23 protein-coding genes are annotated in these 23,505 nt (G+C 67.5%); 14 read left to right on the top strand and 9 right to left on the bottom strand.

Annotated features, from left to right (window positions below; all coding sequences use genetic code 11):
* Window positions 1-332: 332 nt before the first annotated feature.
* The 6 genes from ASE25_RS11555 to ASE25_RS11530 all read left to right on the top strand — a co-directional run bounded on the left by ASE25_RS11555 (window position 333) and on the right by ASE25_RS11530 (window position 7,477).
* Window positions 333-758, top strand: a complete 426-nt coding sequence (locus ASE25_RS11555) for a hypothetical protein (protein WP_056825444.1) — start codon at window positions 333-335, stop codon at window positions 756-758.
* 75 nt (window positions 759-833) lie between these two features.
* Window positions 834-1,499, top strand: coding sequence for a hypothetical protein (locus ASE25_RS22770; RefSeq protein WP_056825442.1), 666 nt, complete (start codon window positions 834-836; stop codon window positions 1,497-1,499).
* A complete protein-coding gene (locus ASE25_RS22765) occupies window positions 1,496-2,944 on the top strand; it encodes a CHC2 zinc finger domain-containing protein (RefSeq protein WP_056825440.1) in 1,449 nt (482 codons plus the stop codon). Before ASE25_RS22770 ends, ASE25_RS22765 begins: the two co-directional genes overlap by 4 nt.
* A 19-nt stretch (window positions 2,945-2,963) precedes the next feature.
* Entirely contained in the window at window positions 2,964-3,308 is a 345-nt protein-coding gene (locus ASE25_RS11540) for a hypothetical protein (RefSeq protein ID WP_157623394.1), read from the top strand.
* Window positions 3,305-4,681, top strand: coding sequence for a helix-turn-helix domain-containing protein (locus tag ASE25_RS11535; protein ID WP_056825436.1), 1,377 nt, complete (start codon window positions 3,305-3,307; stop codon window positions 4,679-4,681). Before ASE25_RS11540 ends, ASE25_RS11535 begins: the two co-directional genes overlap by 4 nt.
* A gap of 345 nt (window positions 4,682-5,026) precedes the next feature.
* On the top strand, window positions 5,027-7,477 hold the full coding sequence (locus ASE25_RS11530; RefSeq protein WP_056825435.1) for an NERD domain-containing protein: 2,451 nt from the start codon (window positions 5,027-5,029) through the stop codon (window positions 7,475-7,477).
* Between the two features lie 83 nt (window positions 7,478-7,560).
* Here the strand turns inward: ASE25_RS11530 and ASE25_RS11525 are convergent, their stop codons facing one another.
* A complete protein-coding gene (locus ASE25_RS11525) occupies window positions 7,561-8,181 on the bottom strand; it encodes a GIY-YIG nuclease family protein (RefSeq protein WP_157623393.1) in 621 nt (206 codons plus the stop codon).
* A 222-nt stretch (window positions 8,182-8,403) separates the two neighbouring features.
* On the opposite strand from ASE25_RS11525, the gene ASE25_RS11520 reads away from it, so the two are divergent.
* Window positions 8,404-8,595, top strand: a complete 192-nt coding sequence (locus ASE25_RS11520; RefSeq protein ID WP_056825431.1) for a helix-turn-helix domain-containing protein — start codon at window positions 8,404-8,406, stop codon at window positions 8,593-8,595.
* 32 nt (window positions 8,596-8,627) lie between these two features.
* The gene (gene xerC / locus ASE25_RS11515) at window positions 8,628-9,818 is read left to right on the top strand and encodes a tyrosine recombinase XerC (protein ID WP_056825429.1); all 1,191 of its coding nucleotides are present in this window, start codon (window positions 8,628-8,630) and stop codon (window positions 9,816-9,818) included.
* 292 nt (window positions 9,819-10,110) lie between these two features.
* On the opposite strand, the gene ASE25_RS11510 is transcribed toward xerC, so the two are convergent.
* From ASE25_RS11510 to ASE25_RS11495, 4 genes are all read right to left on the bottom strand, one after another.
* Window positions 10,111-10,443 carry a cupin domain-containing protein gene (locus ASE25_RS11510; protein WP_056825772.1) on the bottom strand — a complete coding sequence of 111 codons (333 nt, stop codon included), beginning with the start codon at window positions 10,441-10,443 and terminating at the stop codon, window positions 10,111-10,113.
* A 47-nt stretch (window positions 10,444-10,490) separates the two neighbouring features.
* A complete protein-coding gene (locus ASE25_RS11505) occupies window positions 10,491-10,922 on the bottom strand; it encodes a CBS domain-containing protein (protein ID WP_056825427.1) in 432 nt (143 codons plus the stop codon).
* A gap of 100 nt (window positions 10,923-11,022) precedes the next feature.
* Window positions 11,023-12,126, bottom strand: coding sequence for a sodium:calcium antiporter (locus tag ASE25_RS11500; RefSeq protein ID WP_056825770.1), 1,104 nt, complete (start codon window positions 12,124-12,126; stop codon window positions 11,023-11,025).
* A 63-nt stretch (window positions 12,127-12,189) separates the two neighbouring features.
* Window positions 12,190-12,675 carry a MarR family winged helix-turn-helix transcriptional regulator gene (locus tag ASE25_RS11495; RefSeq protein WP_056825425.1) on the bottom strand — a complete coding sequence of 162 codons (486 nt, stop codon included), beginning with the start codon at window positions 12,673-12,675 and terminating at the stop codon, window positions 12,190-12,192.
* A 113-nt stretch (window positions 12,676-12,788) separates the two neighbouring features.
* Here ASE25_RS11495 and ASE25_RS11490 point away from each other — a divergent pair, with 113 nt between their 5' ends.
* The 5 genes from ASE25_RS11490 (at window position 12,789) to ASE25_RS11475 (ending at window position 18,569) form a co-directional block, all read left to right on the top strand.
* Window positions 12,789-15,278 carry a molybdopterin oxidoreductase family protein gene (locus ASE25_RS11490; RefSeq protein WP_056825424.1) on the top strand — a complete coding sequence of 830 codons (2,490 nt, stop codon included), beginning with the start codon at window positions 12,789-12,791 and terminating at the stop codon, window positions 15,276-15,278.
* Window positions 15,278-15,742, top strand: a complete 465-nt coding sequence (locus ASE25_RS11485) for a hypothetical protein (RefSeq protein ID WP_056825422.1) — start codon at window positions 15,278-15,280, stop codon at window positions 15,740-15,742. The genes ASE25_RS11490 and ASE25_RS11485 overlap by 1 nt, the downstream gene beginning before the upstream one ends.
* Window positions 15,739-17,541 carry a glycoside hydrolase family 15 protein gene (locus ASE25_RS11480; RefSeq protein WP_056825420.1) on the top strand — a complete coding sequence of 601 codons (1,803 nt, stop codon included), beginning with the start codon at window positions 15,739-15,741 and terminating at the stop codon, window positions 17,539-17,541. Before ASE25_RS11485 ends, ASE25_RS11480 begins: the two co-directional genes overlap by 4 nt.
* 589 nt (window positions 17,542-18,130) lie before the next feature.
* On the top strand, window positions 18,131-18,256 hold the full coding sequence (locus ASE25_RS23655) for a hypothetical protein (RefSeq protein ID WP_255358400.1): 126 nt from the start codon (window positions 18,131-18,133) through the stop codon (window positions 18,254-18,256).
* A gap of 10 nt (window positions 18,257-18,266) precedes the next feature.
* The gene (locus ASE25_RS11475) at window positions 18,267-18,569 is read left to right on the top strand and encodes a hypothetical protein (protein ID WP_056825418.1); all 303 of its coding nucleotides are present in this window, start codon (window positions 18,267-18,269) and stop codon (window positions 18,567-18,569) included.
* A gap of 538 nt (window positions 18,570-19,107) precedes the next feature.
* On the opposite strand, the gene ASE25_RS11465 is transcribed toward ASE25_RS11475, so the two are convergent.
* From ASE25_RS11465 to ASE25_RS22760, 4 genes are read right to left on the bottom strand one after another with little or no spacing between them, the layout of a single operon-like run.
* Window positions 19,108-19,500: a hypothetical protein gene (locus ASE25_RS11465; protein ID WP_157623392.1), complete on the bottom strand. Its 393-nt coding sequence runs from the start codon at window positions 19,498-19,500 to the stop codon at window positions 19,108-19,110.
* Window positions 19,497-20,504 (bottom strand): SDR family oxidoreductase, encoded by a 1,008-nt coding sequence (locus ASE25_RS11460; RefSeq protein ID WP_056825411.1) that lies wholly within the window; start codon window positions 20,502-20,504, stop codon window positions 19,497-19,499. The genes ASE25_RS11465 and ASE25_RS11460 overlap by 4 nt, the downstream gene beginning before the upstream one ends.
* 20 nt (window positions 20,505-20,524) lie before the next feature.
* A complete protein-coding gene (locus ASE25_RS11455; RefSeq protein ID WP_056825410.1) occupies window positions 20,525-21,448 on the bottom strand; it encodes an aldose 1-epimerase family protein in 924 nt (307 codons plus the stop codon).
* 41 nt (window positions 21,449-21,489) lie between these two features.
* Complete coding sequence (locus tag ASE25_RS22760; protein ID WP_157623391.1) at window positions 21,490-21,870, bottom strand: hypothetical protein; 381 nt, start codon at window positions 21,868-21,870, stop codon at window positions 21,490-21,492.
* Window positions 21,871-22,014: 144 nt separating this feature from the next.
* Here ASE25_RS22760 and ASE25_RS11445 point away from each other — a divergent pair, with 144 nt between their 5' ends.
* Window positions 22,015-23,505 (top strand): molybdopterin-dependent oxidoreductase, encoded by a 1,491-nt coding sequence (locus ASE25_RS11445; RefSeq protein WP_157623390.1) that lies wholly within the window; start codon window positions 22,015-22,017, stop codon window positions 23,503-23,505.

The raw sequence follows: 23,505 nt of genomic DNA, 5'->3' as shown, positions 1-23,505 counted from the left end.
GCGCGCGTGGAGCGACAAGCGCAAGCAGTGGTATGCCGCCTGGCTGACCGCCGCCGGCGTGGAGCCTGCGTGCCTGGTGTGCGGCCGACGCTGGACCCTGAAGGCCGGGCACCTGCACCACGTCACCTACGCGCGTCTGGGCATCGAGCCGGTCGAGGACCTGGTGCCCCTGTGCCGTCGGGACCACCAGAGGCTGCATGCCCTCATCGACGCGCACCCGACGTGGAGGCGCTCAGACCGCAGGACGGCAACGGCTGCGATCATCGCCTCCCTGCGGCAAGCCCCTGACGCTCGCGCCGACGACAACCCACCCGCCCGCACAGTCCTGCTCCGTGACGACCGACGAAGCGCTGGACTTCGGTGAGGATCCGTTCGAGCGGACCTTCGGCCAGCTCCGCGGACCCGTGCACTGGCCCTCCCTCACCGAGCACGAAACCCGTGACCGGATGCAGGAGCTCGACGAGTGGGTGCGTCACCTGGTGCGCCGCTTCGCTGTCGAGCCACGCATCATCCCTCCGTGCTGGGCGCAACACGGCGCGCTCGTGGAGATCCTCTCCGCGCTCCGCGACCACGAGCGCGCCGACTACGCCGACACCGCCTCCCCTACCGCCGCCATGGACTTCGTCCGCGCCCTCCACGACGCGCAGGTCTTCCTCTCCGAGCACGTAGCCAAGACCCAGTGCTCGGTCGCCGGTCACCGCGACGATCGCATCGCACCATGGCCCAGCACGAAAGTCTCTGCGCCACAGTCCGATTGAGCGGACACATGGTGTCCCCCGCGGACTGTCCTCCTTCCAGACGCGCGGGAAGGCCCCGCGCACTGGAGGGCCGCCATGTCAGCCAACGCGCACCCCACGCCAAGGATCGAGCCCACGTCGGACGCCACCGTCGACCAGCTCCTGGCCCTGGCCCGCAACGCGAGCCGCAACGTCGAGGAGCACGACCCGATCGACTACTGGTACCGCCTCGGCCAGCGCAACGCCTACGCCCACACCATCGGGCAGCTACTCGCCCCGGTCGCCGGGCACGACCCGTTCGCCATCGCCGAACGCATCACGACCGCACTCGACGCCGGCACCAGCGAGATCACGGACCTTCGGGCGGCGGCATACGCCCACGGGGTTGCGGCGCCACCCCCGAAGCCGGCCATCCAGTGGGTCGGGCCGAAGGCGTTCGACTCCCAGCACCGCAACATCCGCGGCATCGACCGCGACTACGGCATGCGCTGGGGGCCGCGCAGCAACCAGCGGATCTCCTTGCGGCTCGACGGCGACACGGCCACCCACGGCCTGCTCTACGCCTACGACCCGACGTGGCAGGAGTATGCCGTCCTCTCCCCCACCGCGTCCCGCGCCGCCGTCGACCGCGCCTTCGCGCACGCCACGGACACCGACATCCACATGTCCATCGAGTCCTTCGCCCAGCTCGTCGCCAGCTACGGCGCCGCCCTGGACTCCGCCGACCAGGACGCCCGCCACGTCGTCGAGGCGCAGCTGTGAACGTCCAACGACGCCCCGTCGACGTCGAGGAGATCCGCGCCCGCCACCCACTCCCTGATGTGGTCGCGGCAGCCGGGATCGAGCTGCACCAACGCGGGCACGGCTACGTCGGCTGCTGCCCCTTCCACGACGACACGACGCCATCGTTCTCGGTCGACGGCATCCCAGACCGGTTCCACTGCTTCGGATGCGGCGCCAGCGGCGACGTCATCGACTTCGTCCGCCGCACCCGCAGCCTGGGCTTCCTCGAAGCCGTGGCCGAGCTCGACGGCGACCAGTCCCGTGAGCGGTCGCTGTCCGTAGTCCGACCTCGACCCCACCTCCGAGCCGTCCCCCAGCCGGCCACGGCCGACATCCCCACTAGCCGCGCCTTCGAGATCAACCAGCTGGCCTGGGAACACTTCGCCACCCCCGTCGGCGCCGGCTTCGCCACGCACTACCTGCATCACCGCCGCGGCATCGACCTCGAACCGCTCACCCGCACGTTCGGGGGACAGAACTTCGTCGGCCACGCCACGCACGGCTGGTCATCACTGACCGACCACCTCCGTTCACAGGGCGTCGACGACGACGAGCTCCTCGGCATGGACCTCGCCATGCGCACCCGCGGCGGACGCCTCATCGACACCTACCGCAACCGACTCATCATCCCGGTCACGAACGACGGCAACCAGATCCGCGGCTTCATCGGCCGGGACATCAGTAGCCACCCCGCCGCCCCCAAGTACCGCAACCCGACGCACACGCCCGTGTTCGACAAGTCCCAGGTCCTCTACCGACCGACCCACCACCCACTCTCCCCCGACGGCCAGGTGCTCGTCGTCGAAGGAGCGCTCGACGCCCTCGCCGTGGCGACCGCTGCCGCCGCCGTCGAGGCGTCATCGCGCGTCGCAGTCTGCTCCACCAACGGAGTGGCGGTGTCGCCCACCCACGTGGAGCAGGTCCTGGCGATGACCCGCAGGCCGCCGAGGATCGCCTTCGACGGCGACCCGGCCGGGCAGCAAGGCACGACTCGTTGGCTCGACGCCGCCTGCATCGAACGGCGCGCCCCCGTGCTGGTCTGCCGACTCCCGTCCGGGTCCGATCCTGCCGACTGGCTGGCCGCCCGAGGCCCGAACGGACTGGGCGACCTCTTCGCTCGCCCCAGCAACGCCCACGATCGGGAGGTCCCCAGCACGGTCGTCCCTGGGCGACAGCTGGTCCAGCTGCTGCTCGATCGCGTCGACGACCCCATCCGGGATGCCGTGGACACGATCGCTGCGCTCGCTGCCCAACTGCCACCGACCGAGCGCGCCCAGCTCCTGCGCGACTCGACGTCAGAGATGACCCGCCACGGCTGGAACCCGCGCGACGCCTACGCCAAAGCCCTCGAGGACGCGATGCGCCGGCCGCCAACAACTACCCGCGCTACCCCACTTATCCCCGCCACCCCATCCCTGATCTGAACCGGGAGCGTCGAACCGCATGCCATCCATGACACTCCTCGAGACCGCCGCCGCCGAGCTGCAAGCGGCCTCCGACCTCGCCGCGGACCGCGCTCAGGGGAACCCGCTCGACCCGTGGTCAGCCATGGCCGGGACGATCCGGCTCATCGCCTCGGGCCTCGACCCCATGCCACCGACTGCGAACGTTCCCCTGCGGGACCTGCACGCCCACCTGACGTCAGCATGCGAGGCGCTTGACCAGCTGACTGCCGAAGAGTCGCCCAGCGACCTGGCGTTCTGGCGAGCCCACGTCCTCGACCTCGCGGAGAACGCGCGAGACCTTGATGGGCGCCCGCACAGCACCGTCAAGGCGCGTCACCGATGACGACAACCGCCACCGACCTGCTCGAGAGAGCCCGTCTGACACTCGCCGACCTCGAACGATCCCGTCAGCCAGTGTCCAGGCAGCAGTGGGAATCGTTCGACCAGAGCATCTACAGGCTGCTGCACGAGCTCGTGAGCGCACGCGTCGGATGGTCACCCGCCGACGCCCACACCGTCGCGCTGCACCGGACGTTCCGCGACTATCCCCAGCCGCTCCAACCCGTCGGCGACCAACCCGACTACACGCCACGCGAGGCGGCCCGGTTCCTCGGGATCAGCGAAGCCGCAGCGAGGAAGAGCATCCGGGCCGGCGCACTGCTGGCAGCCCCCACGGACACCGGCTACCGCGTCCCTAGAAGCGAGCTCACGCTCAACGGGCCCATCCACCCCTCACCGAGCGACGACGACCACCCACTCGCGCGACTCGCGTGCACAGTCGGCGCCCTCACCGACCTCCTCATCCTCAACAGGATGGACCCCGCCGTTCCTGAGCTGCAGGCGGCGTCGGCGGCGACGATCGCGAAGGAGTGCCTCGATGTTGCCACCGCTGCTGCAACCCAAGTCCTGAGCATGTGCGACCCTGCCATCGCCGACCGGCCCCTGGCCATCGCGCGGTACGCGTCGCCCTTGGTCCAGCGGCTCCCGAACGGCGCACCCTTGAGTGGGCTACAGAACGTCGCCGCCCCCTCCCCCGCCCGCCAGCTTCTCACCGAGGCGGAGGTGCTCGATCTCGCGATCCACCAGTGGGCGCGGGCCGTCCGCGCGGAGCTCCGTGCTCGCGTCCCGAGCGTCGAAGTACTCAGAGACGTCAACAGGCAGGGCGTGCATCTCTACGCCGCGCTGGACGCCGTCCTGAAGGCCACGACGCCGGCGTGTGCCACATCAGACGTTCGTGAACGCCTCCGGCGATCGGCGCTGGCCCTCCAGGGTGCGGCCAAGGCATGGTCCCAGACCACCACAGGCGCACCGCCCTCGCATGACTACGTCGACGCGTCACGCCGCCTCTACTCGAGTCTGGCGTCTATCACCGGACCGGCTCATCAAACGTCTCCGGATGCCGAAGCCACCTACCAAGCTCTGCTGCGCGGCGCGAGCGTCCTGGCGAGTGTGACACCCACCGCCACGCCGTGGGCAAGCCGTTTACTCGACTCCAAAGCTCTCTTCGTCCACGCGCGACACGCGAACGCGGACGCCCGACGCCTGACTGCCGCCCTCGCAGGACGCATGGTCACCGCCGGGATCTGCGACGTTCCGGACCTTCCAAGCGCCCTCTGGGAAGCCCAAGCAGCCGCCACTCAGGTCGCGCGAGCACTCCCACCCACCGTTCGGCAGGAACCGCTGACGGCAGACGTGGTCTGCATTGCAGACCCGTGAACTGAGCTGCCCGACATCACACCGCATTTGTCGTACGGAAGCCCCAGCGACCATCACTCTCGCGAAGGGCGCCCATCCCGCCCACAGTGTGCGCCACCTTCCGCCCACTGAGGGCGCCCCTTCCGCCCACTATGACGCACCACCTGTGATGAGCGAGCCCGCCCTTGCTCTTGCCGTTTGTCGATCCCGGTCATCCTGGTTATGGGGGTGATCCGTCTGCTCATCCTGATGATCCGCGCGGACCTGCCGATCGTCGTCCTTGCCTGCGCACGCGGGGATCACGCCGGTGTCAGCCGTGGGTGAGACCTTGGTGTAGTGACAACATCGCAACGACTGCCGCGCTGGATGGACCGTCCCGAGACCAGCACGGCCCTCCAAGAAGTCCATGAAGCGGTCCTTGAGATGCCCAACGGCCGACGAGTGACACTGGTTGCCGCGAGCCGGGAAGCGATCATTGCCACGGCCGCCCAGATGGATGCCCTTGCGGGCCAATTGCGCCCGGTCTCGCCGGGGGAAGAGCCGGTTCCTGACATCACGCCAGCCGTGGTCGATCATGCCGTAGAAGAAATTGAGAACGCGCTGCGCGGCCATGACGCGTTCGACGTGATGAGCATGCTGCACCGATATATGGTGCCCGCCGATTTCGCCCTATGGTCTGAGAGCGGCTCGAGCCTTCTTGACTCTTGGGCCGCGGCGGAGGTCGTGGCTCTGTGCCTGCTCGGCATGGGTTTGCCGACGCGGGACCCAGCTCTAGGCGTACCAACCGCACAGATCATCCCTGACCTGTTGAGCAGTGCAGCCGTTGTCGTCCAGCTGGCAACGATCAGCGGTGTCGTCCGCTACAGCCAACTCGGCGCAAGCGGGGTCGCCGCGGAGGCTATGACCGCGATGGCCTTCCGCTTGGCCAGCCACGAGACGTCGGTTCGGGGACGACAACACCAGTCAGTCGCGACGGCTCTCAATGAAGTGGTCCTGCGGACTCCCCAAACGGCAAGCACTTTCTCAGACGAGCTGGGCTTCACCTACGAGGACGTTTTGGCTACGCGGGACGCCCTGATCGACACCATCGCCCACCGCACGGAGCAGGCGTACGCCACAGTCGCTCGGGCAGCCCAAGCCGGCGGTCCCCCGGATGCGGTCGCAGCCGCGGCAGTTCGAGCGCTTTTTCAGGCGCCGTCGGAGCTGCAGCAAGTATCGGTTCAGGAGGTCAGCGACCGGTCGGGCCGGGAGCCGGTGGTCGTGAAGAAGGTGCTTGACCGTTTCAGCATCGGCTCGGACGGGCGAACAGCGATCGACCTTGTGCGCGCCTTCGTGGACGGTCGCAATCCCATGGCGGGGATCGCAGTGCTCAACGACCCCAGCCGGGGATACCTCCCACTTCCGGGGGCGCTGGCTGTCGATGAAATCCGGCGGGTCTGCGAGGCTCCGATCAAGCAGACCTCATCTTGGACTCGGTACGGTCGCGCTCGCGACAAGGCCGTCGAGAACCTGGTCGCAGATACGCTGGAGATGCTTCTAGCCAAGAGGGCCGTTATCCATCGCAATCTGCGCTACCGAGACAACAGCGGTCCGCAAGATCTATCTCCCGCGTCGACAAACCATCGGGATGCCCCGCTGACCGAGGCGGACTGCCTGTTGGTCATGGACGGCGTCGCCCTGTGCGTTGAGGTGAAGGCTGGTGATTTGCGTCCGCGGACGCGCCAGGGCGGCGTTTCCCAACTCGGTGGGGACCTCGACAAGACCATCAAGGACGCCGCAGCCCAAGCAGACCGACTCCGTTCCCTGCTCACGGCCCATCACGGGTTGTGGCGCGACACCGGCCAGTGGTTGGACTTGGACGACGTCCAAGAAATCCACTCAGTCGTCGTCTGCCTCGACGACCTCGGACCCCTCGCTCTCTCAACATCGGAACTGGTCAGAGCCGGTGTTCTGCCCCAAGCCCATCTTCCCTGGGTTGTCAGTGTCCACGACCTGCTGGTGACCCAACACGTGCTGGACCGGCCTGAGCACTTCCTGACCTATCTGCGACGCCGTACTAACCGCGATGCGGCCCTGTGGATCACCGGTTCCGATGAGCTCGACATCCTCATGTGGTTCGTCTGCGGAGGTTTCTACTTCGTGCCCGACCCGGACCGAATCCACGCCCAACATCCCGGCTCCCGACCTCCGACAGCCCGCATGCGCAAGGAGTACCGCAACCAAGGCCGCACCATCGTGGGAACGATGACCGACCCCCTAGATGCGCATTACTACTACTTGGACGGGTCATCCAGTGAACCCGCCGATTGCCCAAGACGGGCCGCGCCGCCGGAATGCCTGCGGAAAGTCACCGAAGCCATGGCTAACGTCGGAGCGCCCGGGTGGTGGCGCGTCGGGTCAGACCTGGACGGGCACTCGACCGCATCCCAGGACCAGATGGCCGCCAACATCGAAGCCACGCTGGCCAGTAGCAGAGCCGACGGTGGCTTTCACACATTCACGACTGGCGGCACGGATGACACCGGACGTTGGATTTACATCTTCGCGACCGGACCAGACACGTCGGACAACCGAGAGCACCTGGATCAGTACCTCAGGGCCAAGAAGCACCAAGACCATGCCGACCGAGCACTTGGCGTTCACCTCAGCGAGAACGGATTCCCGGTACGAACCCTATGGCTAGCGCACCCGCCTGAAGCCGACCCGGAAGTGGACGCTCTCGCGCGTGCGATGCGCCTCATCCCTCCCGATCGTGCCCCCACAGCCATTCCACCGAAGGCCAAACCGAAGCGGCGAAGGAAGCGCGACCGCCGCTGACAGCAGTCGCCGACGGATCGGAGTCCGTCCGATCATGCCTCGATGAGCGCGTTGACAACCTGCGTCACATCGCCGCGAATTCGCTAAGACGGCCAGGTCGACGTTGACCTGTCCACATCAGGATTCGTGGCACTGGGCTGCCAGGCACGAGCGACGTCCGCCAAACGCTTCCTGGCCGCTCGGAGTCGCCCTCTCGGCTCGCCGACCTTGTCCAAATTCAGCGGAGGCCGCAGCTGGCGCACCACTTCCGTCTCGATGACGTCGAGACTCTCTCCCTCGAGCTTGACCCACGTAGCCAGCGAGAGTTGTTGTTGCATCCAGTCGCTCAACCGCGCCTCACCGGGCGGCTCGAGGGCGAAGTTGGCGCTGCGATCCGGCTTGGCGACGTTGCGCGGTATGGGAACCAGCGCGAGCTCTCCGGCCAGCAAGGCGGCGAGGCTGCGCCGAACGGTAGACGAACCGGTCTTCCCCGCGGCGAAGTGGGTGCGGATATCGCGCCCATTGAGGCTTCTCTCCGCCTTGCCGACATAGAGCGGCTGACCGTCGAACGCAGGAGCGAGGTCGAGCGACGACCAAGCTAGTCCGTCGCCGTAGAACGCGTATAGACCGGCCTCATCCGGCACGACCCCAACGGCGACGTTGTAGCCGTGTCGTGCCCCGGCCAACGATCCAAGCGCTGCGGCAATAACCGCGTCATTAGTCACCCTTCATCCTGTCGCAAGCCGGACTCAGACGCGCGTGCCTGCCTCAGGCGCACGCGCGCCCAGGCGAGTCACTCCGCCGCGTAGACCTAGTTGGGAGGCAGCGTGGGCCCGCCCCGGCAAGGCGAGGCATGAGCACCTGCGCGGCCGACTCGGGGTGGCACCCGGCGGATAATGACCCGCAGAGCCAGTAGGTCGCACAATCGATCCTGAGAGGAGTCGATCGTGGAGCAGCACGAGCTCATGACGACCGAGGAAGTGGCTCGCCACTTCCGGGTGGACCCGTCGACCGTCCGACGGTGGCGTCTCGACGGGGTTGGGCCACGCTTCGTCAAGATCGGCCACGTCTACCGCTACCCCCGTGGCTCACTCCACGAGTGGATCTCCATCCGTTGTGGCGACCGGGTGGTCACGTGAAGGCGCCTAAACGGCCGCCTATCGGCGCCCAATTGGGAATCGAGACCTGGACCCGGGTCGGCGTCCGCAAGTCCTCCTACGGGGCGCGTGTGCGGTGGACCCACCCCACCTCGCACCACCGGGAGCAGGTGAAGGCCTCGTTCAGCGCGCCTGAGGCGCGAGCGGGGTGGATCGCAGACCTCGAGCGAGCGGCAAAGACCGGCGTCGACGCTGGGCAGACGCTCAGCACGTACGTGGATTCCCTAGGGGACCGCTGGGCGCGCACCATCGACCGGACCTCTACCTATGACCCCTACGCCGCGGGGCTGAGCCGACGGGTCAGACCGACTCTGGGCCACCTACCGGTGGGCATGCTGACGGCTGGGTTGATCGACCGCGCCATCGACCAGTGGGAGACGGAGTACGGCGCGTCCACGGTGAAGAACACCGTGGCCGCGCTTGTCTTGGTCCTGGACGAAGCCGTGAGAGATGGCCTCCTCGTGCGAAACCCTGCCAAGGACCGGGCCCGGCGGGCCCGGGCAGGTCGAGCGCACGGCCACGAGAGCGACGTCAACCCTCGCGAGCTCGCCCTTCCGGACGTGGCGACTCTCAACCAGCTGGTTGCAGCCGTGGTTCACGAGGGGGGCCACCGATGTTGGGGCGACATGGTCACGTTGCTCGCGACCACCGGCATGCGGTTCAGCGAGGTATCCGGGCTCCAGGTGCGCGACATCGACCTGACAACTGGCTTGATCCAGGTCAGGCGTCAGACCTATCCCGGTCGCGGCGGCCTCGTGACGAAGGCGACCAAGGGCCGTCGCCGTCGCCGGGTCCCGATCATCGCGCCGGTGAGACCCACGTTGGAGCGACTCACGGTGGGCCGTGAGCCCCTGGCCCGATTGGTCACCGGCCCGCGCGGTGGCGTCATCACGACAGCCACGCTTCGCGATGCAACCAACTGGGACCAGGTGGTGACCCAGCTGGGACTCGACGGGCTCGTGCGCCACGGACTCCGTCACACGGCCCTGACCTGGATGGCTGACAGCGGCGTCCCGCTCTACGTCTTGCAGCGCGTCGCGGGGCATCAGGACCCCGCGGTGACCGGCCGATACCTGCACCCCGACTCAGAGGCGCTGATCCAGGCGGGGACGGCGTTCTCGACGTGGTGGGCCCAAACTGGGCCCACAGAGCAGGTTCCGCCTGGCGTGGCCGAGGGTGGACGCCAAGACGAAAGCGGGGCCTGACCTGCGTGAACAGGTCAGGCCCCAATCGGTCGGGCTGACAGGATTTGAACCTGCGACCCCTTGACGTTGAGCAGGCAGGCGGTCCTGTCTTGCTGCTCTTCGCGGAAAATGGTGCTGACCTGCGAAGACGCTTCCTGGCCGGCTCGCGCGGCTTTGCTCGCCGGGGCTCGGATCTGCGCCGTTCTGACGGGGTTTCCGACTAGTAAGCGTCCACCTCCGATCGGACAGGACCCGCGGTCGCCGCCCGTCGCTTTCTCAACGTGCGCCGGTCGTTTGGGATGACCGTCCTTCCTCAGCTTCGCAGGGCGACGGTCAGCAGCACAGCCGAGTCCTCGACCGCTTCAAGGGCGTGCCGGGAGTCGGGAACGATCATCAGATCCCCGGGTGATCCATTCCAGCTGTCGTCGCCCGCGATGAGGGTGACGCGGCCGTGCAAGACCTGGACCGTCGCCTCGCCCGGATTCTCGTGTTCGTCCAATCTCGAGCCGGCACGGAGGGCGATCAAGGTCTGGCGCATGACATGCTCGTGTCCGCCGTAGATCGTGTGAGCGCTGCGGCCGCTGGATTGGCTCGATGCCGTCTCCAGGTGATGCCGGACAAGTGCCGTCAGTGACTCCTTCTGCATGGGGTTCTCCTCGTAGGCGCGTTGAGGGAGGCGACCGTTCGTCTTCACTATGGCGCGGTCGCCCGCGCGTGGACGTCCTCGTCACTGCAGAAGCCAGAATGCCTGCGGTTCAGACACAGCAGACCTAGAAGACTGCCATCGGCGTCGACAACCGCCATCCGCCGTAGGTCCCGACTGATCATGAGTAGTCGTGCCTGTTCCGCGGACAGGTCGCTGCTCACGGTGCGGCCCTCGATCACGGCATACGTCAGTGACAAGGCCATGTCATCCGCATGATCTGGCATGTCACCACTGGTCAGAGTGCCGCGCAGCCGCCCGTGGTCAGTCAGCAGGAGCATGTGGACGTGGTCGTCGCGCAACGCGGCTCGCGCGTCCCGCACACGCGTGTCGATGGGCATCAGCTTGGGCAGTCGCACCACCACGTCGACGACGCACAGATTCGCCAACTCGTCGGGAATCCGGAGATGCTCGCTTGTCACGTGATCCCCGCACGGGGTTGTGAAGCTCGAAGTCGGCGATGCGATGGTGGCGTGCCTCCGGTCAGATGCATCTGATCGATCGTTGCGCCTGTGTTGGAGGTCATCGTGCGATGGCGATGAGTCCGCCAAGTCCAACGAGGTACAGCACGCACACGCTCAGCGAATCGACGCCCATGCCAAGGACGCGCCGTTGCGGCCGGAAGATGAGTCCTACCGCGTAGACGAGGGTGAGCAAGGCGGCGAGTGAGGTGAGGTAGATGTCGCTGGCGTGTGCGCGCGGCAGGATCGCGGCGCCGGAGATGACGGTTGCGACGAGGAAGAGCACGGGCAGGAAGGCGTTGCCGCCGAAGATGTCACTGATCGCGAGGTTGTCGTCGCCCTGACGGACCGCCTGAAGGCCGGTGGAGATCTCGGGCAGTGAGGTCGCCAGGGCCAGCACAGTGGCTCCGAAAAGGACGCCGGTGAGCCCGATCTGTGAGGACGCCGCCTCGCCCGACTTCTCGAGTGTCACGCCGGCGACCAACGTGGCCACGGCTGCTGCTGCGAACAGGGCAACGGTACGGCGGGTGGACGGGTGATGGGGATCTGGTCCCTTCTCCGATCCTGAGGCTTCCGCCGCCTGTGAGTGGTTTCGGTGACGTGTGCGATGCCCTCGCGGGTGCGGGGTCGCATCAGGCGCTTCTCCCCCCTGGTGCCAAGGCAGGCCACGGCCGGCGCGCTGGACAAGGAACAGCCCGATCACCCACAAGATGGCGATCAGGATCACGTCCGGCGTCAACCGGGCGACCACGAGGTTGGATGGCAGCTGGCTGCCCGCGACGACGACCGTGAGCACGGCCACGACGACGAGGGCCTCGAGCACGAGCGTGAGCGAGGCCGCCCGGTAGGTGAGCGGTTTCGCGTCCGGCGCGTGCTTCCCGAACATGTCCAACACCGCAATCACCACCGTCTGGATGGCGATCCCACCCAAGATGTTGCCGACGGCGATGTCCACGTTCCCCGCCAACGCCGCGCTGACCGTGATCGCGACTTCGGGCAGGTTCGTGGCCACTGCGAGCACGATGAGCCCTCCGAACGCACTGCCGAGATGCAGTCGTGTATCGAGGGTGTCGGTGGTCTCCGAAAGGAGAATGCCGGCGCCCCAGATGACGCCGGCTGACGCCACGAAGATCGTGAACAAGAGCCACATCGGCAACGAATCCATCGTTGACATCTCCTCAAAGTCTCATACGGGGTGAGCAGGAATCAGTCCTTAGCCCGGCAGCCCTCAAACCTCATGCACGGACCACTCCTGCTCTGTGGTCTCCCGTGCCGCCTGACTGAAGTCGGTCAGTGCCTGCACCGCTGCCTCGACGGTTCGCCGGGGCATGGTGGACAAGACGCGCCCGACCTCACGCTGTCGGTAGGCATTCACCTCTCTCAGGAGCTTCGCTCCGGAAGACGTGAGGTGGACGTGGACGGCTCGACCGTCCGTGCTCGACCGTTGGCGGGCGATCAGCCCGAGTCGCTGGAGCCGGTCACTGAGCCGACTCGCATTCGACTGGTCGATGCCCAACTGGTCGGCCAACTGGCTGATCCCCTGTGGCCCGTCTGCCGCCAACACCACCATCACGCGGTGCTGGGGAAGCGTGATTTCGGCGGATCCGGCGTTGATCGAACGGATGGCGATGCCGACCAGAGCGCGACTGGCAGTGATGAAGGCCTCGGCCGCTTGCGCGGTGGCCCGATCCGGGGCTGGGGCTGCCTTGCCCATAGTTGGCTCCTTCACTCTGCGGCTACTTGCTTAAGAGCATACATGCGGGTAAGCATATAGGTGAGCTCGGTCGGCATTCCCGCTGAAGAGTCACAAGGAAAGGTCACGACCCCATGGTTGATCGGATCACTGATATCTGGGGCGAACGCACCCCGCATCCACGCGGAACCGTATGGCCGGCCCGCGTGGACCTTCATCTGGAGGAGGGCGTCGCCGAGGGCGACGTGGAGCGTTGGGTGCAGTCCGCGTGTCTGCTGTGCAGCAACGGCTGCGGCGCCGACATCGCGGTTAAGGACGGCCGGATGGTCGGGGTTCGTGGACGAGCAGGTGACACCGTCAGTCACGGGCGCCTTGGGCCGAAGGGCTTGTACGGCAGCACCCCGTGGGCCTCCTCTCCCGACCGTCTCACCCGGCCCCTCATCCGGAAGGACGGCGAACTGGTCGAGACCGACTGGGACACCGCGATGGGCCGCATCGTCGAGGTGTCGAAGCGACTCCTGGACGAGAAGGGTCCGCTGAGTCACGGCTTCTACACCTCGGGCCAGCTGTTCCTCGAGGAGTACTACACCCTCGCGGTGATCGGGAAGGCCGGGCTCGGGACCCCCCACATGGACGGCAACACACGCCTGTGCACCGCGACCAGCGCGGCTGCCTTCAAGGAATCGTTCGGCGCCGACGGGCAGCCTGGCTCCTACACCGACATCGAGCACTGCGACGCGATCTTCCTCTACGGCCACAACATGCCTGAGACCCAGACCGTGCTCTGGACCCGGATCCTCGACCGCACACGTGGCGAGAACCCGCCCCGCATCGCCTGTGTCGATCCCCGGCGAACCGCGGTCGCTGAGGAGGCGATACGTACTGGCGGTGTCCATCTGGCTCCGCGCGTGGGCACCAACCTGGCCCTGATGAACGGGCTCGTGCGCGAGCTGTTCGTCCATGACTGGGTGAACCACGCGTGGGTAAGCGAGCACACCATCGGCGTCGACGAGCTCCGCGAAACAGTCGACCCGTACACACCCGAGCACGTCGCCGACATCTGCGGCGTTGCAGCCGACGACCTGCGCGCAGCAGCGCAGGTCTTCGGCGAGAGCAGCGGTGTGCTGTCCACGGTGCTGCAAGGGTTCTATCAGTCGCACCAGGCGACAGCCGCCTCTGTGGCGGTGCACAATCTGCATCTGTTGCGTGGCATGATCGGCCGTCCCGGCGCCGGAGTGCTGCAGATGAACGGGCAGCCGACCGCTCAGAACAACCGCGAGTGCGGCGCGGACGGTGACTTGCCGGGTTTCCGCAACTGGGACAACCCGGAACATGTCCAGCAGCTGGCTGATGCGTGGAACGTCGACGCGATGACGGTGCCGCACTGGGCCCCGCCCACCCACGCGATGCAGATCATGTCCTACGCGGAAACCGGGTCGATCGGGTTCTTGTGGATCTCGGCCACCAACCCTGCCGTCTCGATGCCCGAGTCCGCCAGAATCCGCAGAATCCTGGCCGGCGACCAGTGCTTCACCGTCGTCCAGGACCTCTTCCTCACCGAGACCGCCCAGCTCGCCGACGTCGTACTGCCGGCAGCGGGGTGGGGTGAGAAGACGGGATGCTTCACCAACGTCAATCGAGTCGTCCATCTCTCTGAGCAGGCCGTCCAGCCACCGGGTGAGGCGCGCAGCGACCTCGACATTTTTCTCATGTACGCCGACTCGATGGGCTTCACCGACCGCGACGGCGCGCCCGTGGTCAAGTGGCGCACCGCCGAGGAGGCGTTCGACGCCTGGGCTATTGTCACTGCCGGACGCCCGGTCGACTACACCGGCTTGTCCTACGAGAAGCTGCGCGGCCCCTCAGGCATTCCATGGCCGGCCAACGCCGAGCACCCGGACGGCACCGACCGTCTCTACACCGACGGCGTCTTCCCCACCGACACCGACTACTGCGAGACCTACGGCCACGACCTGATTACCGGCGGGGCGGTCAGCGAGCAGGAGCACCGGGCGATGGCACCGGGCGGCCGCGCCTTCCTCAAAGGCGCCCCCTACACACCGGCGCACGAGACACCCGGCGACGACTACCCGTTGCTGTTCACCACCGGACGCACCGTCTACCAGTTCCACACCCGCACCAAGACCGGCCGTGCGCGATCGCTGAACCAGGCCGCGCCCGATGCCTGGGTCGAGCTCTCCCCCACCGACGCCGCCGAGCTCGGCATCAACGAAGGCGACTGGGTCAGAGTCGAGTCGCCCCGGGGCGCGATCGAGGTGCGCGCTCGGATCGGGCGGGTGACGCCGGGCGCGGTGTTCGCGCCGTTCCACTACGGACACTGGGACCCCGACGACCTCACCGACGCCGAACACCGCTCAGCCAACGAGCTCACGATGACCGTGTGGGACCCGGTCTCCAAACAACCCACCTTCAAGACCGCCGCCTGCCGGGTGACCCGGCTGCGAGCAGGCGAGGGCCCCGCGCCGGCTCCCACCAACACGGCCTCTGCTCCTGCTCCCGGCACGCCCACCCGCGCGCCCGCCACCGGCGGCGGTGCTGCGACGTCGAGCCATGTGCTCGACGAGACCCCGCACTACGCCCTCGACCCTTCCCAGGAGATCTGATGCCGCACCTCGCGACCTACGTTGCTCTCGTCGACCACAGCGAGAGGACCCTGGCGGAGTCCCTGCGAGCCGTCGCCGACGGTCACGCCCGGCAGGCCGACGTCTTCCACACCTGCCACACCCTGGCCGGCTGGAGCGAGCGACACCGCGAGGACCTCGCTCCGGTGGTCGAGCGCTACGGCGAGCAGGACGACGTCGACGAACCCGAGCGACTACGTGCCGACGCCCTGACCAGCACCCGCGAGGGCGAGATCGGGCTCCTGCGCGATCTCCAGGACCTGCACCTGCTCGCCACCCTGGTGCACAGCACCTGGACCGTGATCGCCCAGGGCGCCCAAGGACTACGTGACCGCCAACTGCTCGAGATCGCCACCTCCAGCACCGCCGAGACCACCCGGCAGCTCACCTGGCTGACCACACGGATCAAGCAGGCCGCACCTCAAGCCCTGATCGTCGCGCCATGACCCGACGCTTGCCCAGCGACCTCGTCCGACCCACCCCCCACGTTCTGCGCCAGTACGCGCTGATCGCCGACGGCGAACGCGGCGCCCTGGTAGGACCCCGTGGCGACATAGTGTTCCTGTGCGCGCCGGCCTGGCACGACGACGCAGTGTTCTCCAGCCTGATCGGCGGGCACGGCGGCTACGGCGTCAGCCCTGCCGACGACCGGTTCGTGTGGGGCGGTTACTACGAACCTGACAGCCTGATCTGGCGCAGCCGCTGGGTGTCGACCAACGCCGTGACCGAGTGCCGCGAGGCCCTCGCGTTCCCCGGCGAGCCAGAACGGGTCGTGCTGCTCCGTCGGATCGAGGCCACCCTCAACGTGGCGCACGTGCAGGTCGTCCTCGAGGTGCGCGCCGAGTTCGGCGTCCGCGCGATGACCGTCGCCCGCAGCCAGGACGGGCACTGGCACGGCCACTCGGGCGACCTGAACTACCGGTGGACCGGGGCTACCGAGCACGCGCAGCTCCAGGACGGACGCCTGGTGCTCGATCTTGTCGTGCCGGCCGGCGAGTCACGCGACCTGGTCCTCGAGCTCTCCCAGACCGCCCTACCCCGCCAGCTGCCGGACCCCGACCAGCTTTGGGACCGCACCGAGCGGGCCTGGGGAGGCCATGTCCCAGACATGAGCATCTCGGTGGCCACCGGCGAGTCCCGGCATTCCTACGCCGTGCTCCGTGGCTTGACCGGCAGTACCGGCGCCATGGTCGCCGCCGCCACCACCTCGCTACCCGAACGCGCCGACCAAGGACGCAACTACGACTACCGCTACGCATGGATCCGCGACCAGTGCTACGCCGGCCAGGCAGCCGCCGCCATCGGGGATCACACCCTCCTCGATGGCGCGGTCCGGTTCGTGTCCGAACGGGTTTTGGAAGATGGACCAGACCTGCGCCCGGCCTACACCGCTGCCGGCGGACCGGTCCCTGACCAGCGAGAGGTCGCACTGCCCGGATACCCCGGCGCACCCGTGAGGACCGGCAACTGGGTCAACAACCAGTTCCAGCTCGACGCACTCGGTGAAGCGCTGCTGCTCCTCGCGGCCGCCGATCGGCGCAACCGACTCACCGACGACGGCCGCAAGGCGATCACGACCCTGGTTACGGCGATCGGGAAACGGAAGGACGAACCCGACGCCGGCATCTGGGAGATCGACGACCGCCGCTGGGCCCACTCACGACTCATGTGCGCCGCCGGGCTCCGCGCCGCGGCACCCTCCAGCGCCGCGAACACGGGAGACACCGAGTCCTGGCGCAGACAGGCCGACGAGCTGGTCGCCTCGGTGAACCGGGACTGTGGCCACCCCACCGGCCGGTGGCAACGCTCCCCCGGCGACGCCGCCGTCGACGCCGCCCTCCTGCTGCCCGCGATCCGCGGAGCGGTCGCTCCCGACGACCCTCACAACCTCTCCACCGTCACGGCGGTCCTCGAGGACCTGACCGACGACGGATACGTGTACCGGTTCCGCCAGCAACCCGACCGGCCCCTGCACGAAGCCGAGGGCGCCTTCGTCCTGTGCGGGTTCCTCATGTCTCTGGCCCAGTTGAAACTGGGCCGACGCGAGGACGCCCTGCGCTGGTTCGAACGTAACCGCGCCGCCCTCGGACCGCCCGGGCTGTTCGCCGAGGAGTACGACGTCGTGCAACGCCAGCTACGCGGCAACCTCCCCCAGGCATTCGTCCACGCCCTGCTGCTGGAGAGCGCCCACCGTCTCGGGGAGGCCGGGGTCAACTCACCAGGATTTCAGACCCGCACCCGGTGACCACGCAGCCCGCGCCCCCGCACCCCTACTAGGAGATCATCTGATGGCAGTCAAGAAGAGTCCCCGCGTCGTCGTCATCACCGGAGCACCCGGTGGCATCGGAAGGGCCAGCGCCCGCCTGTTCGCCCAGCAGGGGGACCAGGTCGCCCTACTGGCCCGCGGCAGCACCGGGCTAGAGGCAGCCGCCCCTGGTGGTCCGACCCGACCTATCCCAGAAGACCGTCTCTACGCGCGCACGGGAACATCGGCTCGGATCGATCGCCGACTCCCGAATGCGCGGCTCATTCAAGCCCTCGGCGCAAGGTACGTCCTGCAAGGTCTTGCCGGCGCCATCGTACGGCGGCGCTGGATGCCTGCCGCCGACGCGACCGTCAATCTGGTCCACGCCGCCTCCATGGTCACCCCCACCCACTTTAGCCCGGCCCACAGGCGCCTGGCGACCACCGGCGCTGCCGCACCATTCCTGTTCGCCGTCGCCGATCCCGCGTGCCACCGTCCATCTCACGCTCGGGCCCGGATCCGGAAGCCACCGCCCGCCACACCACCAAGGCCTGAGCTCCGCTCATCTCATCGAAGGGAAGCAGCACCCATGAGCAGCACGACAGGTGCCGCCTCGACGTCCAACGTCCCCGACATCCACGCCTGGGAGCCCCCCTCAGCGCCGCACGACCTAGCTGTGATGGGCGGCGCGACAAACCGCAAGCAGTCGACCTGAGGAGAAGACCGTGACTGAGAACGTGCCCTACCTGGCGCGCCGACACCGAAGCCACCTGGTGCGACCCCGGTGGGTCTGGGGCGGCCTCATCCTGGCCCTGCTCGGTGCCTGCCTACTCGGGTGGGGCATCGCCGTTCTGTCCTGGACCGGGTCCATCGCCGGCACCGTGATGCTGGTGGTCGGCGGAGCCGCCAGCGTCGGTGGAGGAGTCATGTACGACGCTCGCCCCCACCTCGCCGTCGGAGAGGAGATGCGACAGCTTCGCGACGGCGACGTCCACGAGGGCATCGGACCCGGCGACATGATGAACTGAACCGAGCCGCCATGAAACTCGCGGACACGACTGGAGCCCACCGACGCCCGCATTTAGGGAGCGCCGACGCCTCCGTCCCTCTTGGGCGGCCTCAACCCTCTCGGTCACCGGCCCGGTCGCGCCGCGGCGTCCGATCCCCCGCTGGCAGCCGGGCCACGGAGCGATCGTTGCCAGGTACACCGGCCTCCCGGTCCGTTGGTGTGCCGAGGGCGTCGAGCATGGCCTCGAAGAGCGGCGTGAACCGGACGAATTCCTCCAGATGCGCTCCACTGAGATCGGCGAGGATCATGTGGCCGTCAGGCGAAAGCCGCAAGCCCACGACGCGGCGATCGTCGGAGTCTCGCTCACGCCAGACGAGCCCGGCAGGCTCGCAGCGATCGATGAGCTCGACTGCGGAGTGGTGTCGGATCAGAAGACAGCCGGCCACCTGGCGGATAGTTGGCCCGACTGGGGGGTGTGCCCCGCAGAGCCTGTGGCAAGACCAGGAGCGCGTGGTGACGGTCGTGGCCGCCCCTGCCCTTCGCTCGGTTGGAGGTGCTCATGAACTGGAGGGCGAATCACGTGAGGAGCGTTCACGGATCGCCATCCCTGCGGCTGCGCTGGCCAACGCCACTGCAGCGGTCACCAGGGCCGGACGGCGACGAGGCGGGTCGAGGGCGCCCACGCCCACCATTGTCGCGGCGTGGATCACGTCGATGCCGATCTCCAGGCGTTGGAGCCGACCGGGAAAGAGCACCTGGATCGTGCCCGTCGCGACGTGACGGGCCCCCAGGAACCGAAGGGCGATCTGGTCACCCTGTGTCGGTGCCTGACCATCGAGACGGCGCCAGATCGACGACCCCGCCGTGAGGATCGCGCTCCCCCAGGCGATGCCGGCCACTCCCAGAGCCCGCATGAGGGGGTCGTCGCCTTTGTTGCGCGCGGCGCTCATCTACGTCGCCCCATCGCGACAGCGACACCGGCAGCGGCCCCGAGCACACCGGCAGCGGCGCCGAGCTGAGGGTAGCGGTGGGCAAGCCACTGTTGGGGGCTGTTCGCCTTGGCCTGGTTGTCGAACACCCCGCGGGCGCCGAAGTCACGCCCATCCTCGCCGTCAGCAGGATCCCAGAGATTGACCGGGTCACCGTCGGTGCGCAGATTCGCAGTCTGCTGCGAGGCGAAGCCGGTCCGTCCGAGGTAGCGGTCCAGCAGACCCGGCACGACGGCGTTGGCCAGCAGGGTGCCCACGGTGCTCGCCCCCACCCAGTACTCGCGCCGCTTCGGGTGGTCAGCGGCAAACAGGACGGCGCGGGCGGCGACCTCTGGCTGGTAGATCGGCGGCACAGGCTGGGGGTGTTTTGGCAAGCGGGAGAGCACCCACGAGAACTGCGGGGTGTTCACGGCCGGCATCTGCACCATCGTCACGTGCACGGCGCTGTGCTCGTGCAGCAACTCGCAGCGCAGCGCCTCGTGGAATCCCTGGATGGCGTGCTTGGCACCGCAGTAGGCAGTCTGCAGGGGAATGCCGCGATAGGCCAGCGCGGACCCGACGTGCACGATCGTGCCCCGGTTGCGCGCCTTCATCCGCGGCAGCACCGCCATGGTGGCGTAGACGTAACCGAGGTAGCTCACCTCGGTAGCCCTGCGGTACTCCTCCGGCGTGATGTCATCGAAGCGGGAGAACACCGAGGTGAACGCCACGTTGACCCACACGTCGATGGGGCCTAGCTCAGTCTCGATGCGCTCGACGGCAGCCGCGACAGCGGAGGCGTCGGAGACGTCGAGCGGCACCGTCAAGGTGGTCGCTCCGAGTTCCTGGCATTCAGCGGCGGCCCCCTCCAGCCCCGTCTGTCCCCGTGCGATCAGGGCTATCCGATCACCGCGGCGCGCGAACTCGGCGACGGTGGCCCGCCCGATCCCCCCGCTGGCTCCGGTCACTACGACTACGCGAGACATCTGTACTCCTTCTCTGTGATTCAGTCCTGGTCGGTCATGGCCACGCCCCAGCTCGCGCTGAAGGTCTCACCCGATTCGAGCCGGATCAGCCCGTCGCCGCTCTGGAACGCGTTGGGTGGGCTGGTCATGGCCTCGGTGCCCAGCCCTCGCCGTCGCCGCTCGGGCGTGAGGGTGTCGCCGGTGTAGATCTCGATCACCGGGTAGGCCTGGTCGACCCACAACCGGACCACCCGGCCATCGACGCGCGTGAGGCACACCCAGGCCCGGCCCCGGTCGTCGCGGCGCAGGTCGGTGAAGGCGTCATCGATGGCGAGGGGGCCGATCTTCTTCCCGTCTCGGAAGTCGTAGGTCGTTCCGGCGGAGGCTTCGCGGCCGGTGGGCAGCTGGCGTTGTGGGTCGGTCAGGATGCGGGTGGCGGCTTGAAGCTGCAGGGTGGCTTCGTCGACTCTGCCCACCCCCGCAGAGAGGTAGGGGTGTTGCCCGCAGGCGTACGGCGCTGGCTGATCGCCGAGGTTGGTGGCGGTGGTGGTGACGCTGAGGCCGGACTCGTCGAGGTGGTAACTGACCTGGACGTCCAAGGTGAAGGGGTAGCCCTCCAGGGGAAAGAGCGTCGTGGTCATGACCACGCGGTCTTCATGCTTCTCTCGGCAACTCCAGGAGCGCCAACGCAGGAAGCCGTGGATCGCGTTCTGCTTCTCCGGCTCGGTCAGGGCCACTTGGTAGTCGTTACCGTCGAAGCTGTAGCGGCCATCGCCGAGCCGGTTCGGCCAGGGGATCAGGGGCGCCCCGTGCGCTCCGTCGCACATTTGATCGACGACGTAGGGCTGCAGCACGTCGACACCGCCCACGTCATAGGCCCTGATGCCGCCGCCGACCGCGACGATGACCGCGTGCTGTTCACCGTGGACGATCTCGAACTGCGTGCCGGACGGCCATTGATCCATGGTCTGCCTCTCCCTGCGTGTCGATGGGTGCGGACGGGCTGCTAGGCGCGGCGATGACGCCGCGGTCGAACACCTCGCACCACGACCGCCCGGATGGCCAGGGCAGCCACGGCGCCCAGAGCAGCGGCTCGAACCGTGCGGGAGCGCTCCTCTGCGAGCACGCGGTGATTCACGATCGGCTCACCGGCGCGTACCTGTTCGGTCTGCCTGTGGACCAGGGCGCGTTCGACGGGCGCAGGTACGGCGCCGAGCCACGACCGATCGCGGGTGTGCTCGGTGACCTCCTCGGTCGAGGCACCTGGGCCGCGGCCACCGAGCACGGTGGCCCGCAACTCGACCAGCCGCGTCACGGGCGAGCCCTCATGTGAGTCATCAAGCGCGCGGGTGCGGACCTCGGTGCCCGCATCCGTGGTCGTGTTCACAACGGTCACTCTGACACAGTTGATTGCCCTAGCGCAACTGTTGCGCTTATGCTCTGACGGTCACGCACGTAGCCGTCCGGACGGGCGGCCTTCCGGCCCCGCGTCAGTGGAGTGCTGTTTGTGGAGAGCAAAGGAGCAGATCTCGTGCCTGGTTTCTTCCCGATGTGGGTGGTCATCACCCACTTCCTCAACCTCTTCTTCATGCTCTTGCTGTTCCGTTCCGGCTTCGAGGTGCTCTCGGCCTTCCCGAAGCTGTACTGGCATGACGACAGTCCCCCGGGCCGGGAGTGGCTCCGGCTGTCCAAGACCGCCTATGGGGCCGACTCGCGTAAGCCGTGGTCCTCGTTGGACGAGGAGGAATCATGGTCACCGCTGGTCGCACTGCCCGGTAAGAAGAACCTGGGCCTGGGCCGGCACTGGCACTTCATGAGCATCCAGTTCTGGATCCTCACCGGCGTCGTCTATCTGGTGATGGTCTTCGTCACCGGGTACTGGCACTATCTCGTCCCGGAACACTGGTCCCTGATTCCGGACTCGATCAAGTCGATCGGGGTCTATCTGCAGTTCGAACTCCCAGCAAAGATCCCCGGGCAGCCGTTCGAACCCGCCCAGAAACTCGCCTACTTCATCGTCATCTTCATGATGGCGCCGCTCCAGATCGCCTCCGGCGCGGCCATGTCACCATCGGTCCTGGCCCGCTTCCCCTGGTACGGAAAGCTGTTCGGCGGCAAACAAGGGGCCCGCAGCGTGCACTTCCTGCTCATGTGCGCATTCGCTGCCTTCATCGTCGTGCACACGGCCATGGTCATCGTTCACGGGGTGCCGAAGGAGTTCGCGGCCATCGTGCTCGGTGATCCCGGTGGCAACCGCAGGCTGGCTCTCGGCATCGGACTGGCCGGGTTGTTCGTCATCCTCATCCTGCACGTGATCATCACCTGGTTCTCACTTCGCTATCGCCGGCGTACGCAACGCCTCCTGGGCTTCATCGTGGATCCGTTCGAACGCGCCATCTCGCGCACGTTCACCTCCAGACAACAGTTCGACCGCAGCGACATCTCCCCGTACTTCCGCGTCAACGGCTACCCACCGCCAGGAGACGACTACCAGGATCTGGCCGCGAACGACTTCCGCGACTACCGCTTGAGCGTCGGCGGCCTCGTTGAGCACCCGATGAACCTCTCCCTGGAACAGTTGCGGGCCTTGGGCGACCAGATCCAGATCACCAAACACAACTGCATCCAAGGCTGGACTGCAGTCGCCGAATGGGCGGGGGTGCCGCTCGCTCGCCTGATGGAAGAGGTGCGCCCCTCCCCCGTAGCCCGCCACGTCGTGTTCTACGCGATGGATGACAAGGGCCTGACCGAAGGAGAAGGTCGTTACGGGTTCTTCTACGGCACCATCCCGATCCACCTCGCGAACAACCCCCAGACCATCCTCGCCCTCGAGATGAACGGGGCTCCCCTGCCCGTGGAGCACGGAGCGCCGGTACGCCTCAGGCTTGAGACCCAACTCGGGTTCAAGATGGTGAAGTGGGTGGTCGGCATCGAGTTCGTCACCGACGTCACCGACATCGGCCAAGGCATGGGAGGTTGGCGAGAAGACCAGCAGTTCTACGCAAACGCCGCGGGGATCTGA

Source organism: Terrabacter sp. Root85 (assembly GCF_001429185.1).
GTDB lineage: Bacteria > Actinomycetota > Actinomycetes > Actinomycetales > Dermatophilaceae > Terrabacter.
The sequence above is the reverse complement of the archived record's forward strand: the minus strand, read 5'-3'. Positions and strand labels throughout refer to the sequence as shown.